Source organism: Haemophilus haemolyticus, assembly GCF_003490595.1.
Taxonomy (GTDB): Bacteria; Pseudomonadota; Gammaproteobacteria; order Enterobacterales; family Pasteurellaceae; genus Haemophilus; species Haemophilus haemolyticus_L.
Map to the genome: position 1 here is coordinate 72,394 of NZ_QQGY01000005.1, position 13,151 is coordinate 85,544.

Annotated in this window: 13 protein-coding genes; 7 read left to right on the forward strand and 6 right to left on the reverse strand. The window is 38.3% G+C overall.

Going from position 1 to position 13,151, the window contains the following annotated elements:
* Positions 1 to 79: 79 nt before the first annotated feature.
* Positions 80 to 1,627, reverse strand: coding sequence for a 2-isopropylmalate synthase (leuA, locus tag DV415_RS04965; protein WP_118789856.1), 1,548 nt, complete (start codon positions 1,625 to 1,627; stop codon positions 80 to 82).
* 543 nt (positions 1,628 to 2,170) lie between these two features.
* On the opposite strand from leuA, the gene dprA reads away from it, so the two are divergent.
* From dprA to smpB, 5 genes are all read left to right on the forward strand, one after another.
* On the forward strand, positions 2,171 to 3,292 hold the full coding sequence (gene dprA, locus DV415_RS04970) for a DNA-processing protein DprA (RefSeq protein ID WP_118789857.1): 1,122 nt from the start codon (positions 2,171 to 2,173) through the stop codon (positions 3,290 to 3,292).
* A 52-nt stretch (positions 3,293 to 3,344) separates the two neighbouring features.
* The gene (gene yaaA / locus DV415_RS04975) at positions 3,345 to 4,121 is read left to right on the forward strand and encodes a peroxide stress protein YaaA (protein WP_118789858.1); all 777 of its coding nucleotides are present in this window, start codon (positions 3,345 to 3,347) and stop codon (positions 4,119 to 4,121) included.
* Entirely contained in the window at positions 4,114 to 4,695 is a 582-nt protein-coding gene (locus tag DV415_RS04980; RefSeq protein WP_118789859.1) for a hypothetical protein, read from the forward strand. The genes yaaA and DV415_RS04980 overlap by 8 nt, the downstream gene beginning before the upstream one ends.
* A 107-nt stretch (positions 4,696 to 4,802) precedes the next feature.
* Entirely contained in the window at positions 4,803 to 5,768 is a 966-nt protein-coding gene (gene pfkA, locus DV415_RS04985; RefSeq protein ID WP_011272327.1) for a 6-phosphofructokinase, read from the forward strand.
* Between the two features lie 245 nt (positions 5,769 to 6,013).
* Positions 6,014 to 6,496 carry an SsrA-binding protein SmpB gene (smpB, locus tag DV415_RS04990; protein WP_005633362.1) on the forward strand — a complete coding sequence of 161 codons (483 nt, stop codon included), beginning with the start codon at positions 6,014 to 6,016 and terminating at the stop codon, positions 6,494 to 6,496.
* A 51-nt stretch (positions 6,497 to 6,547) separates the two neighbouring features.
* Here smpB and DV415_RS04995 read toward each other — a convergent pair whose 3' ends face one another.
* Positions 6,548 to 7,336, reverse strand: a complete 789-nt coding sequence (locus tag DV415_RS04995; RefSeq protein WP_118789860.1) for an outer membrane protein assembly factor BamD — start codon at positions 7,334 to 7,336, stop codon at positions 6,548 to 6,550.
* 108 nt (positions 7,337 to 7,444) lie between these two features.
* Between DV415_RS04995 and rluD the strand changes: the two genes are divergently transcribed.
* Both rluD and pgeF read left to right on the forward strand, forming a co-directional pair.
* Complete coding sequence (gene rluD, locus DV415_RS05000; protein WP_118789861.1) at positions 7,445 to 8,419, forward strand: 23S rRNA pseudouridine(1911/1915/1917) synthase RluD; 975 nt, start codon at positions 7,445 to 7,447, stop codon at positions 8,417 to 8,419.
* A 1-nt stretch (position 8,420) separates the two neighbouring features.
* Complete coding sequence (gene pgeF / locus DV415_RS05005) at positions 8,421 to 9,155, forward strand: peptidoglycan editing factor PgeF (protein ID WP_118789862.1); 735 nt, start codon at positions 8,421 to 8,423, stop codon at positions 9,153 to 9,155.
* A gap of 42 nt (positions 9,156 to 9,197) precedes the next feature.
* Here pgeF and mnmA read toward each other — a convergent pair whose 3' ends face one another.
* From mnmA to nqrF, 4 genes are all read right to left on the reverse strand, one after another.
* Complete coding sequence (gene mnmA / locus DV415_RS05010) at positions 9,198 to 10,349, reverse strand: tRNA 2-thiouridine(34) synthase MnmA (RefSeq protein ID WP_118789863.1); 1,152 nt, start codon at positions 10,347 to 10,349, stop codon at positions 9,198 to 9,200.
* A 116-nt stretch (positions 10,350 to 10,465) separates the two neighbouring features.
* Positions 10,466 to 10,726 (reverse strand): (Na+)-NQR maturation NqrM, encoded by a 261-nt coding sequence (nqrM, locus tag DV415_RS05015; RefSeq protein WP_005629187.1) that lies wholly within the window; start codon positions 10,724 to 10,726, stop codon positions 10,466 to 10,468.
* A 2-nt stretch (positions 10,727 to 10,728) separates the two neighbouring features.
* A complete protein-coding gene (locus DV415_RS05020) occupies positions 10,729 to 11,769 on the reverse strand; it encodes an FAD:protein FMN transferase (protein ID WP_118789864.1) in 1,041 nt (346 codons plus the stop codon).
* Positions 11,770 to 11,912: 143 nt separating this feature from the next.
* Positions 11,913 to 13,148 carry an NADH:ubiquinone reductase (Na(+)-transporting) subunit F gene (gene nqrF, locus DV415_RS05025; RefSeq protein WP_005629183.1) on the reverse strand — a complete coding sequence of 412 codons (1,236 nt, stop codon included), beginning with the start codon at positions 13,146 to 13,148 and terminating at the stop codon, positions 11,913 to 11,915.
* Positions 13,149 to 13,151: the final 3 nt, after the last annotated feature.

Below are 13,151 nucleotides of genomic sequence, written 5' to 3' on the forward strand. Positions count from 1 at the left end.
ATTTTTCCTATTTTTTACTTCAAAAGTGCGGTTAGTTTTTTTTGTATTTTTCCCCTCTTTGCTAAAGAGGGAGATTGAGTTAATGATGTTTATGATTCTTAATATCTGCCACCTTATGAGCACGATAAATGGCATTAATTGCATGAACTAAAGCAAGTGCGGAAGATTCAACGATGTCTGTCGCTAAACCAACACCATGGAATTTACGGCCTTCGTGTTCAATCACGATATCTACCTGACCTAACGCTTCAGCACCTTCGCCTTTTGCAGTTAAGTGATAGTGGGACATTTTGATATCTAAGCCGGTTAAATTCAAGATCGCATTGTAGACAGCATCAACCGGACCATTACCACCGATAGAAGAGGTACTTAATTTTTTACCATCCAATTCTACTTGAACAAAAGCAGTTGCTGGATATTCTTTAGTGGAGTGTGCAGAAAGTTTATCTAACACTAAACGATCTTCATCACCTTGTTGCATATCAATAAAGGCTAAGGCTTCCAAGTCATAATCGAACACTTGGCCTTTTTTATCCGCCAATTTTAAGAACGCGTCATACAATTTGTCTAAATCGTAATCTTGTTCGGTGTAACCCATATCCGCCATGTGGCCTTTTACTGCTGCGCGACCAGAACGCGCGGTTAAGTTTAATTTCTCTTTCTTCAAGCCAATAGTTTCTGGTGACATGATTTCGTAGGTATTTTTGTTTTTCAACATACCATCTTGATGGATGCCAGAAGAGTGCGCAAAAGCATTTGAACCCACAATGGCTTTATTCGGTTGAATCGGCATATTGCAAAGCTGGCTAACCATTTGACTCACACGATGAATTTCTTGGGTATTAATACGAGTATCCACGCCCATAAAATCTTGACGCACTTTCATTGCCATAACCACTTCTTCAAGGGAAGTATTGCCCGCTCGTTCACCAATTCCATTAATGGTACATTCAATTTGGCGCGCACCATTTTGTACTGCAGTTAAAGAATTAGCGGTTGCCATGCCTAAGTCATTATGGCAATGCACAGAAATCACAGCTTTATCGATATTCGGTACGCGATTGCGCACTTGAGCAATAATGTTGCCGTATTCATTTGGTAAGCAAAAACCTACTGTATCGGGAATATTTACCGTAGTTGCACCCGCATTAATTGCGGCTTCAACAATACGGCAGATATTGTCGATACCGGTACGGCCGGCATCTTCGCAAGAGAACTCAACATCATCCGTATAATTACGTGCGCGTTTCACTGCTGCAACGGCCATTCCTACCACATCATCAAAAGAACGTTTTAATTTCGCTTCAACATGCAATGCAGAACTTGCAATAAAAGTATGAATACGGAATGCTTCAGCAACTTTCAATGCCTCGTATGCGGCATCAATGTCTTTATCTACCGCTCGAGATAACGCGGCAACACGAGAGTTTTTAATATGGCGCGCAATGGTTTGAACAGACTCAAAATCGCCTTGAGAAGAAACCGGAAAACCGACTTCCATTACATCCACACCTAAGCGTTCAAGTGCTAAAGCGATCTGTAATTTTTCTTTTACCGTCAAACTTGCTTTTAACGCCTGTTCCCCATCACGCAAAGTCGTATCAAAAATAATAACGCGATCTGTCATAACAATGTCCTTACTAAATGTCCTTCTTAAATCACTCCAAAAGTGCGGTGCATTTTCCTATATTTTTTAGACAAAAAACCCGCCACTTATAAAGTGCGGGTTTAAAATTGGGTATTTACATCTGACTGTTTTTCATCCACAACTTAGCCGCACACCGAATGTGAGAGCAGCAGGTTGAGAGATAAAGAAACAATACGAGACATAAATAAAAATCCTTCTGTGTAAAACGTTTTCCATATTACGAATAAAAAACTGGCTGTCAAACTATTTTTTAGCGTTTTATATCAAAAACAATCATCTCAACACAAGATGTAATATATATTTAACTAATAAAATTAAAACAAAAAGAATATTCAACCAAATTAATTACAATCAGCAAACTTTTATTATTGAATTTTTTACATTTTCAAAATAAGAGAAATTTTGCAATTTTTTACTCATAAAAAAGAATTTTTGCGATCTACATAGCAAAATGCTTTCAAGTTAATCGTTTCTTTCACTCGTTTTTTCCATACTAAATTTTCAAATCAAAAAGGAAAAAGCATGCACGATATTACTTATACGCTACTCCGCCTAATGCAAGTCCCTAAACTTGGCGGAGTGGGCATTGATAAAATTTTATCCAATATTACGCTAGATGAGTTGCTCAATTATGATGATGTTGCTTTCCGACAAATGGGATGGGGAGCCATTCAAATTCGCCGTTGGTTCAAGCCTGAAGCAAAATTTATTGAACCTGCACTAGAGTGGTCACAAAAAGAGGGGAATCATTTGGTGAATTATTTTTCCCCTTTTTACCCCTTTCTATTGAAACAGATAGCAAGCTTTCCTCCTCTATTATTTGTAAAAGGAAATTTGACCGCACTTTCACAACGTCAAATTGCGATGGTGGGAAGCCGCTACTGCACGGCTTATGGTGAATATTGGGCTAAATATTTTGCTACGGAACTTTCATTGGCTGGCTTTACAATTACCAGTGGGCTCGCATTGGGAATAGATGGGCATTGCCATCAAGCTGTTGTTGATATTCAAGGACAAACCATAGCAGTTTTGGGAAGCGGATTGGAACAAATTTATCCCGTAAAGCATCGCAAACTTTCAGAACTTATTTTGCAAAACAACGGTACATTAGTTTCTGAGTTTTTACCAAACCAAGCACCAATTGCGACAAATTTCCCTCGTCGTAATCGGATTATTAGCGGGCTTTCTGTCGGGACATTAGTGGTTGAAGCCACAGAAAAAAGCGGCTCTCTGATTACCGCTCGGTATGCATTGGAACAAAACCGAGAGGTTTTTGCTGTGCCAGGCAATATTCAAAGTGAATTTAGCCAAGGTTGTAATCGCCTCATCAAACAAGGCGCAATGTTGGTGGAAAATGCAAAGAATATTTTGGAAACTCTCTACCAACATTCTATCCATAGCCAAACTGAAATCGATTTTGACCAGATCGCCGTGCCTAATTACACGCCACCACCCGATCCTCGCCGATTAGTAGAAGCACCAAGTCACCCGAAACTTTACTCGCGTATCGGTTACACGCCTGTGAGCATTGATGATTTAGCTGAAGAATTTAACTTGAGTGTAGATGTTTTACTTGTTCAGCTGCTCGATCTTGAATTGCAAGATCTCATCATGAGTGAAAATGGGCTATATAAACGCGTTTAGTGTAAATTTTTATGCTAATATACGCCCATTCTTTTTTCATAAAAGGACGATTATGTTAGCCATTATCTCCCCTGCAAAAACCCTTGACTTTGAAAGTGCGGTAAAAAATTTTCCTGTTTCTCAACCGCACTTTACTGATTACAGCGAACAACTTATTGAAGTTTGTCGTAAACTTTCTCCGCAAGATCTTTCATCGCTTATGTCTATCAGCGATAAGTTAGCCGGTCTAAATGTTGCACGCTTTGCAGAATGGACAAAAATTCACAATGAAAACAATTCCCGCGCTGCATTATTTGCATTTAAAGGCGATGTTTATACTGGTTTAGATGCTGATTCCCTTTCGGAAGATGATGTTGCCTTTGCACAATCCCATTTACGTATGCTTTCTGGGCTTTATGGGCTTTTAAAACCACTTGATTTAATGCAACCTTACCGATTAGAAATGGGCACAAAATTAGCCAATCCGAAAGGAAAAGATCTGTATGCCTTTTGGGGAAATGTGATTACCCAAGCGATTCAACAAGCTATTGATGAACAAGGCGATAATGTATTAGTCAATCTAGCCTCTGATGAATATTATAAATCGGTTAAAGAAAACCAACTTAAAGCCAAGATAATCAAGCCAGTTTTCTTAGACAATAAAAATGGAAAATACAAAGTAATCAGCTTTTATGCGAAAAAAGCTCGAGGCTTAATGTGCCGTTATCTTATTCAAAATCGTTTAACCAACATTGAACAGTTAAAAGAATTTGATTTAGGTGGTTATTGGTTTGATTCAGCATCATCCACTGAAACCGAATTTGTATTTAAGCGAGATATCAATGAATAAAATTTTTGTTATATTGACCGCACTTATACTCTCTGGCTGTGCAACTAAACTGACTCAATTAAATATTCCTACACAGTTAGAGCACAACGGTAAAAATTATGCCCTTACTGGCAGCCAAGATTTACAAACCATTGCACGCTATGTTTATATAGCTAAGCCAGATACGCTAGAAAATTGGCAATCTGAAATTGAAATTCTCTTTGATCGCAATCAATCAGCGCGTTCAATTAAAGAGCGGATCGCATTGAGAGAACGTATTTATCGTAATACAGGCGTAAAAGATTTCCATTTTGATGCTATTCCAGAAAATTCTATGAATCCACAGGAATTAAATGGATATGTCATCTATTCGCCAACAAAGGAAAATCCATCTTGGCAAGTCAATGTGATGAAAGGACGACAATTACCACAATGTGGCTTTGTTCAGTATCAATATTCACAAAAAGTACAGCAACCAACACTTTCTAAACATTTATCCATCGATAAAGTGCAACAACATTTGCAAAAATACGTTGTGGATATAGAAAGAAAGCACTTACAAGATTTGAAGTGGCAACTGTTTTGTCAAAAATAATGTAAAAAATTATGCCGGATCAAAATCTCATCAGATTTTGCTAGAGCAGATACCTCTAATGATGTAATCTTATGCCAGTTTCCAATTACGGTTAAAAGTAGGTAAATATGATTAAAAAAATTGCAGTTTTAACAAGTGGTGGCGATGCGCCAGGTATGAATGCCGCAATTCGTGGCGTAGTACGTTCTGCACTTGCAGAAGGCTTAGAAGTATTTGGTATCTATGATGGTTACCAGGGCTTATACAACAATAAAATCAAACAACTAAACCGCTACAGCGTATCAGATGTGATTAATCGTGGCGGTACTTTCTTAGGTTCTGCACGCTTTCCTGAATTTAAGGATCCAAATGTTCGTGCGAAATGTGCAGAAATTTTACGTTCTCACGGCATTGATGCACTTGTTGTTATCGGTGGTGACGGTTCTTACATGGGCGCAAAATTGTTAACCGAAGAACATGGTTTCCCTTGTGTTGGCTTACCAGGCACGATTGATAATGATGTTGCAGGTACTGACTATACCATCGGCTATCAAACCGCATTACAAACTGCAGTAGATGCAATCGACCGTTTACGTGATACATCAAGCTCACACCAACGTATTTCTATCGTTGAAATTATGGGGCGCCATTGTAGTGACTTAACCATTTCTGCAGGTATTGCTGGCGGTTGCGAATATATCGTCGCATCAGAAATTGAATTCAATCGTGAAGAATTAATTCAACAAATTGAACGTAGCATTATTCGTGGTAAACGCCATGCAATCATTGCAATCACTGAACTTTTAACCGATGTCCATTCTCTGGCAAAAGAAATTGAAGCTCGCGTTGGGCACGAAACTCGTGCAACTGTTTTAGGGCATATTCAACGTGGCGGCTCTCCTTGTGCATTTGACCGTATTCTTGCTTCACGTATGGGCGCATACGCGGTAGATTTATTGCTACAAGGTAAAGGTGGCTACTGCGTAGGCATCCAAAATGAACAACTTGTTCACCATGATATTATTGATGCCATTAATAATATGCAGCGTGTATTTAAGGCTGATTGGCTTAAAGTGGCAAAACGTTTGGAATAATCGTTTATTCACTTTATATAAATCACCAAAACTTAATTCATCTTTTTTATCTCACTTAAACAGACACAGCAATGTGTCTGTTTTTTCTTACAAAAGTGCGGTGATTTTTTCTTGAGTTTTCTATAAATCCTTTATCTTTTAAAGTTTAAAAATAAACGCGACTGCCAGTTCTTCCTAGATGATCTTTTTTGCTATAAAAATAGATATTAGATAAAATGCGCCAAGCAAAATAAGGTATAAAAATTATGACAAAGAAAAAAGTAAAACCAGGATCAAATACTATCGCACTGAATAAACGTGCGAGACATGATTATTTTATAGAAGATGAAATTGAAGCAGGTCTTGAACTACAAGGCTGGGAAGTCAAATCAATGCGCGCAGGCAAGGCAAACATTAGTGATAGTTATGTCATTTTCAAAAATGGCGAAGCCTTTTTATTCGGTGCAAGCATTCAGCCATTAAATGTTGCATCAACGCACATTGTTTGTGATCCAACTCGCACTCGTAAGTTATTATTAAATAAACGTGAACTAGCATCCCTATTTGGCAAAGCAAACCGAGACGGTTTCACCATCGTAGCACTTTCTCTTTACTGGAAAAGTGCATGGGCAAAAGTCAAAATTGGTTTAGCCAAAGGTAAAAAACAACATGATAAACGCGATGATATTAAAGAGCGTGAATGGAAAGTAACAAAAGATCGCATTATGAAAAATGCACATCGAGGATAATATATAGCAAAAAGCCCGAAATTATTCGGGCTTTTTATTCATATCTTATGACTATTTAGCAGTCGGAACTTTTAATTCTGGCTCATCTGGTTTTTCAATTGGTGCAAAGGTTTTATCTTTATTCGCATCAATAATTTTTTGGGTATCATTGGCTAATGCTGTTAAACCCATTTTTTCATACGCTTCTTTCATCAAAGATAAACCTTCATAAGTTGCTTTAGCATCAGGATATTGTTTCAACATTCCAACTACACGATTTGACACTGCAACCCAAGCATCACGTTTTGCATAGAATTTTGCAATATCTAACTCATGACGAGCAAGCGCATCTTTAATATAAGCCATACGCGCTAAAGCATCTTGAGCATAAGGGCTGTTAGGGAATACACGAACTAAATTTTGGAAATTAGAAAAAGCGGTACGCATAGAAGTGGTTTCACGTGTCGCACGATCAATTCCAAAGAAATCTTGAATAAAATTATCACCTGTTGCAGCATTGGTTAACCCCGCCATATACACTGCATAGTCTTGGTTAGGACTTTGTGGGAATTGGTGTAAAAAGCTATCTACCGTCAATAATACTTGCGTATAATCTTGTGCTTTATAGTTTGCATAAATTAAATCTAGCATCGCCTGTTCTTGATAAATACTACCAGGGAAACGTTCAGTCGCCGCTTTTAAATAACGAATAGCTTCAGAATAACCGCCTTCTTGTAATGATGTAACACCTTTAGTGTACAACTCATTTACTGATGCTTGCTCCACATCTTTTGAACCACTTGAACATCCAACAACCAATGCTGCCGCGGCAAGCAATGCCAAAGATTTTATTTTACGCATTGTTTTTTTCCTTAATTTTTACGAAAACCAATAAATAAGATACAATTGTCCGCTATTGTATAGAACATTAATCAATAAGCCAACTTTTAAAATTTTTGAGAGCTATTTATGCCACAAATTACCCTTTCGGCTGAAGTGCAGCCAGAACAAATCGGACAGCGTTTAGACCAAACACTTGCAGAGTTGTTCCCTGAATATTCTCGCTCCCGATTAAAAACGTGGATTGAAGCCGATCTCGTAAAACTTAATGATCGCATTACCAATATTCCGCGTGAGAAAGTACTCGGAGGAGAAAAAATAAAAATCACCGTTGAAGTGGAAGATGAGACACGTTTTGAACCAGAAAATATTCCATTGAATATCGTGTATGAAGATGACGACATTATTGTGATTAACAAACCCAAAGATCTTGTGGTACACCCTGGTGCTGGCAATCCAAATGGAACTGTGCTCAATGCACTACTCTATCATTATCCGCCAATTGCAGAAGTACCGAGAGCAGGAATTGTGCATCGATTAGATAAAGATACGACAGGCCTAATGGTTGTTGCGAAAACTATTCCAGCACAAACTAAGTTAGTACGCGACTTACAAAAACGCAAAATTACGCGTGAATATGAAGCTGTCGCTTCAGGCATTATGACCAAAGGTGGCACAGTAGATCAACCTATGGCTCGTCATGCAACCAAACGTACTTTAATGGCTGTTCATCCAATGGGAAAACCAGCTGTCACCCATTATCGTATTATGGAGAATTACCGTAACTACACCCGTTTACGTTTACGTTTAGAAACGGGTCGTACACATCAAATCCGTGTTCATATGGCACATATTGCCCATCCATTGCTAGGCGATCAGACCTATGGCGGACGCCCTCGTCCACCAAAAAATGCAAATGAAGACTTTATGGAAGTATTGCGTAATTTCAAACGTCAAGCTTTACATGCGGTCATGCTACGCTTAGCTCATCCAATTACAGGTGAAATAATGGAATGGTATGCACCATTACCAGATGACTTTGTTGAATTGCTTAATGTACTCAAAGCCGACTATCTCGAACATCAAGATGAGTTAGATTATTAATATGCAAGTGATTAACCCAAATTGGAACATTCCAAAGAATATTCATGCCTTTACCACTACTCGTGAAGGGGGCGTGAGCTTGGCGCCTTATTTTAGTTTTAACTTAGGCGATCATGTCGGTGATAACAAAAGTGCGGTAAAAACTAACCGCACTTTATTAGTCGAAAAATTTGGTTTGCCACAAACACCTATATTTCTAACTCAAACACACAGTACTCGAGTGATTCAATTACCTTATTCAGGACAAAATCTTGAAGCGGATGCAGTTTATACAAATGTTCCTCATCAAGTTTGTGCTGTTATGACGGCAGACTGTTTGCCGGTTCTATTCACTACAACATCTGGCAATGAAGTAGCTGCAGCACATGCTGGCTGGCGTGGTTTATGTGATGGAGTATTAGAAGAAACTGTCAAATGCTTTCAGGCTAAACCTGAAGATATTGTCGCGTGGTTTGGCCCTGCAATTGGACCAACTGCATTTCAAGTTGGAATCGATGTTGTAAAACAGTTTGTTGCGGTAGATGAAAAAGCCAAACTCGCCTTTCAACCAGATGTAACAGAAACAGGAAAATTACTAGGTAATCTTTATCAAATCGCGACTCAGCGATTAAATAATCTCGGCATTACGCAAATTTATGGTGGAAATCACTGTACATTCAATGAAAAAGAATTGTTCTTTTCTTATCGCCGAGACAATCAAACAGGTCGAATGGCAAGTGTCATTTGGTTTGAATAAATAGTCTAAAAGCGCATTTTACGCGCTTTTAGTATCTTTGTTTTATATTCTTTCTTCGATAATACCACCGCCCAAACAAACATCACCAAGATAAAATACGGCAGATTGCCCTGGGGTTACTGCTGATTGAGATTCATCAAAAATAACTCGAATAGTTTCATCATCAATCGGTTCAATCACACAAGGAATATCTTGTTGGCGATAGCGCGTTTTTACCGTGCAACGTAATAACTCTCGAATTGGTTCACGATCAACCCAATGTAATTGGCTAGCAATCAAACCTTTTGAAAATAAACGAGGATGCTCGTGCCCCTGCGCGACAATAAGTTCATTATTTTCTACATCCTTATCTACCACATACCAAGCCTCATCACCCGCATTTTTTAAACCCCCAATGCCTAATCCTTTACGCTGCCCCAACGTGTGATACATCAACCCATCATGACGACCAATAATTTCACCATCAACAGTACGAATATCGCCAGGTTGAGCCGGTAAGTAACGCGCTAAGAAATCCTTAAATTTACGCTCACCAATAAAACAAATACCGGTAGAGTCTTTTTTCTTTGCCGTAATTAAGCCAAGATCTTCAGCAATAGCGCGAACAATGGGTTTCTCAATTTCACCAACGGGGAATAAACTTTGCCCCACTTGTTTGTGGCTTAAGGTATAAAGAAAATAACTTTGATCTTTATTAGCGTCTAGACCACGTAATAATTTTGCATTTTCATCATCATCGGCTCTACGTACATAATGCCCTGTTGCAATGTAATGAGCACCAAGATCTTCAGCGGCATATTCTAAAAATGCTTTAAATTTAATTTCTTTATTACACAGAATATCTGGGTTTGGCGTGCGCCCTGCTTTATATTCAGTTAGAAAATGCTCAAAAACATTATCCCAGTATTCTGCCGCAAAATTAATTTTATGTAGTTTGATACCCAATTTATCACATACTGCTTGAGCATCTGCAAGATCAGCTGCTGCAGTGCAGTAATCCGTATCATCATCTTCTTCCCAGTTTTTCATAAACAGGCCTTCCACCTGATAGCCTTGCTGTTGAAGAATAAAAGCTGACACAGAAGAATCCACTCCGCCAGACATACCACAAATCACTTTTTTTGTCGCATTTCTCGCAAGCTGTTCTTGCGTCAATTGAGGAAAGTGTTGATTATAAGTATTTGAAATTAACATAGTTCTCCCGTAACTTCGGTTAAGGCGAAACACATTGGTAATTGAATGAGAAAACGGCAAAATAATTTTGCCGTTAAGTTTATTTTGCACATAAAGTGCGGTCATTTTTGAGCAAGTTATTTCACTTCATAAAATTGTGAGTCATCATCTTTTTTCGCAAATTTTTGCTCATATTCGGCTTTTGCTTGTTCATCGCCCGCATCTAATTTTGATTGAAGCGTATCGCAAGGTTTATCACAATCACAAGCTTTGGCAATACCAAGGGTAGATAAACCACCACAGCTGCCTTTTAAACTTTGTTTTTTGATAATAAATCCAATAGACATCAACAATATAATTGCGACGAAAGCGATTAAAGTAAAAAATAAAGTTTGCATAACTATTCTTTTGTTTCTGTTAATTTTTTGAACGCAGAGGATGATTTTGTGACAAAACCACTATCTGTTTTAATGATTAAGTAAATAGCAAAATTATTTTTCTCTGCCACTTCTAACGCCTTGTCTTCACCCAGTACAAATAACCCTGTTGATAGGCCATCTGCAGTCATTGAGGTTGGTGCAAGTACCGTAATCGAGGCTAAATGATGCTGAATTGGGTAACCTGTTTTCGGATCAATTTCATGAGCAAAGCGTTTACCATTTTCTTCAAAGTAAATACGATAATCGCCAGAGCTTGCCATTCCCATATTGTCTAATCCAATGACAGCTTCAACCGCTCTTTCACCTGTTGTAGTTGGTTTTTCAATTGCGATCTGCCAAGGTTTGCCTTCAATATTTTTTCCTTTCGCACGAATTTCACCGCCGATTTCAACCATGTAATTCTGAGCATTTAGTTCTTCTAACTTTTCAGCCACTTGATCAACACCAAAGCCTTTAGCAATCGAGGACAAATCGACATAAACTTGAGGAAGTGCTTTGCTTAATGTCGGTTTTGCACCACTCATATCGAGGGCAATTTTATCAATACCAACCCAAGCTTGGCGCTCAGCTAATTGTTCTGGTGTAGGTTGTTTTTCTGGGCGTTTTTCAGGGCCAAATCCCCATAAATTCACGACAGGGCCAACAGTTACATCCAATGCTCCTTCTGTCACTTTATTTAAACGAATCGCTTCTGCCAATACTTTGGCAAAATCTGCTGAAATCTCAATCGGTGTATTCACTTGGGTATTTTGATTAAAACGGCTCAGTTCCGAATCTTTTTTGTAAGTGGACATTTTAGCGTTGACATCTTTTAAGATTGCTTCAATTTCTTCATGCGTCTTTTCAGATGTTGCTTTCATTGAGCCTTCATCAAGGTATTTAACATGATAAGTTGTTCCCATTGTTTTACCACTTAATGAGATAACTTTTGTTTCTTTTTGACAGGCTGCTAGACTTAATGCCATTGCCACCGCCATAATACCGCTTATTAATTTTTTCATCTGGATTTCCTACATCTGTAAATTACGGGCATCTCAACAAAACTTACCTGTAATCATAGATAATTTTCTAAAAACACCTTAAATTTTGACCGCACTTCATCACAAAGTGCGGTCAGTTTTTATGATGAATTGACTAACTAAAATCAGCCACCAAAGTCATCTAATAAAATGTTTTCATCTTCAACACCAAGATCTTTCAACATTTTAATTACAGCTGCATTCATCACTGGAGGTCCACACATATAGTATTCACAATCTTCTGGTGCTTCATGATTTTTCAAGTAGTTTTCATAAAGTACATTGTGAATAAAACCGGTATAACCAGTCCAATTATCTTCAGGCAATGCGTCCGATAATGCAACATGCCATACAAAGTTTGGATTTTCAGCTTGTAATTGGTCAAAGTCTTCTTGATAGAAGATTTCACGTTTAGAACGAGCACCATACCAGAATGACATTTTACGTTTAGAATGAAGACGTTTTAACTGGTCAAAAATATGAGAACGCATTGGAGCCATACCTGCACCACCACCGATAAATACCATTTCTGCATCGGTTTCTTTCGCAAAGAATTCACCAAACGGACCAGAAATAGTCACTTTATCACCAGCTTTTAATGACCAAATGTATGAAGACATTTGACCTGGAGGTGCATCAGGTTGACGCGGAGGAGGCGTTGCAATACGTACGTTAAGCATAATGATGCCTTTCTCTTCAGGGTATGAAGCCATTGAGTAAGCACGAATAATATGCTCGTCAACTTTAGAGACATAACGCCATAAATCGTATTTATCCCAATCTTCGTGGTATTCTTCTGGAATATCGAAATCTTTATAGTTCACCACATGTGGATCAGCTTCGATTTGAATATAACCACCTGCTCGGAAAGGTACTTCTTCGCCTTCAGGAATCGCTAATTTAAGCTCTTTGATAAAGGTCGCTTTGTTATCGTTAGAAATAACAGTACATTCCCATTTTTTCACGCCGAAGATTTCTTCTGGAAGTTCAACTTCCATATTACCTTTCACGTTAACTTGACAAGCTAGACGATAACCTTCTTTTGCTTCACGTTTGTTAATGTGAGAAAGTTCGGTTGGCAGGATTTCTCCACCACCATTTTTCACTTTAACAATACATTGACCACAAGAGCCACCGCCGCCGCAAGCAGAAGATACGAAAATACCTTTACTTGCTAAAGCACCTAATAATTTGCCACCTGCAGGTAATGTGATCGCTTTTTCAGGATCGTCATTAATACCGATAGTAATATCACCAGAATCGACTAATTTTGATTTCGCAAATAAGATGATCGCCACTAACACTAATACAATAACTGTAAATGCGGCAATACCGAGTGCAAGAATTACTGAATCGCTCATTGA

Coding starts and splice junctions, on each gene's coding strand:
- leuA (WP_118789856.1), bottom strand. CDS start 1,627: ATGACAGATCGCGTTATTATTTTTGATACGACTTTGCGTGATGGGGAA.
- dprA (WP_118789857.1), top strand. CDS start 2,171: ATGCACGATATTACTTATACGCTACTCCGCCTAATGCAAGTCCCTAAA.
- yaaA (WP_118789858.1), top strand. CDS start 3,345: ATGTTAGCCATTATCTCCCCTGCAAAAACCCTTGACTTTGAAAGTGCG.
- DV415_RS04980 (WP_118789859.1), top strand. CDS start 4,114: ATGAATAAAATTTTTGTTATATTGACCGCACTTATACTCTCTGGCTGT.
- pfkA (WP_011272327.1), top strand. CDS start 4,803: ATGATTAAAAAAATTGCAGTTTTAACAAGTGGTGGCGATGCGCCAGGT.
- smpB (WP_005633362.1), top strand. CDS start 6,014: ATGACAAAGAAAAAAGTAAAACCAGGATCAAATACTATCGCACTGAAT.
- DV415_RS04995 (WP_118789860.1), bottom strand. CDS start 7,336: ATGCGTAAAATAAAATCTTTGGCATTGCTTGCCGCGGCAGCATTGGTT.
- rluD (WP_118789861.1), top strand. CDS start 7,445: ATGCCACAAATTACCCTTTCGGCTGAAGTGCAGCCAGAACAAATCGGA.
- pgeF (WP_118789862.1), top strand. CDS start 8,421: ATGCAAGTGATTAACCCAAATTGGAACATTCCAAAGAATATTCATGCC.
- mnmA (WP_118789863.1), bottom strand. CDS start 10,349: ATGTTAATTTCAAATACTTATAATCAACACTTTCCTCAATTGACGCAA.
- nqrM (WP_005629187.1), bottom strand. CDS start 10,726: ATGCAAACTTTATTTTTTACTTTAATCGCTTTCGTCGCAATTATATTG.
- DV415_RS05020 (WP_118789864.1), bottom strand. CDS start 11,769: ATGAAAAAATTAATAAGCGGTATTATGGCGGTGGCAATGGCATTAAGT.
- nqrF (WP_005629183.1), bottom strand. CDS start 13,148: ATGAGCGATTCAGTAATTCTTGCACTCGGTATTGCCGCATTTACAGTT.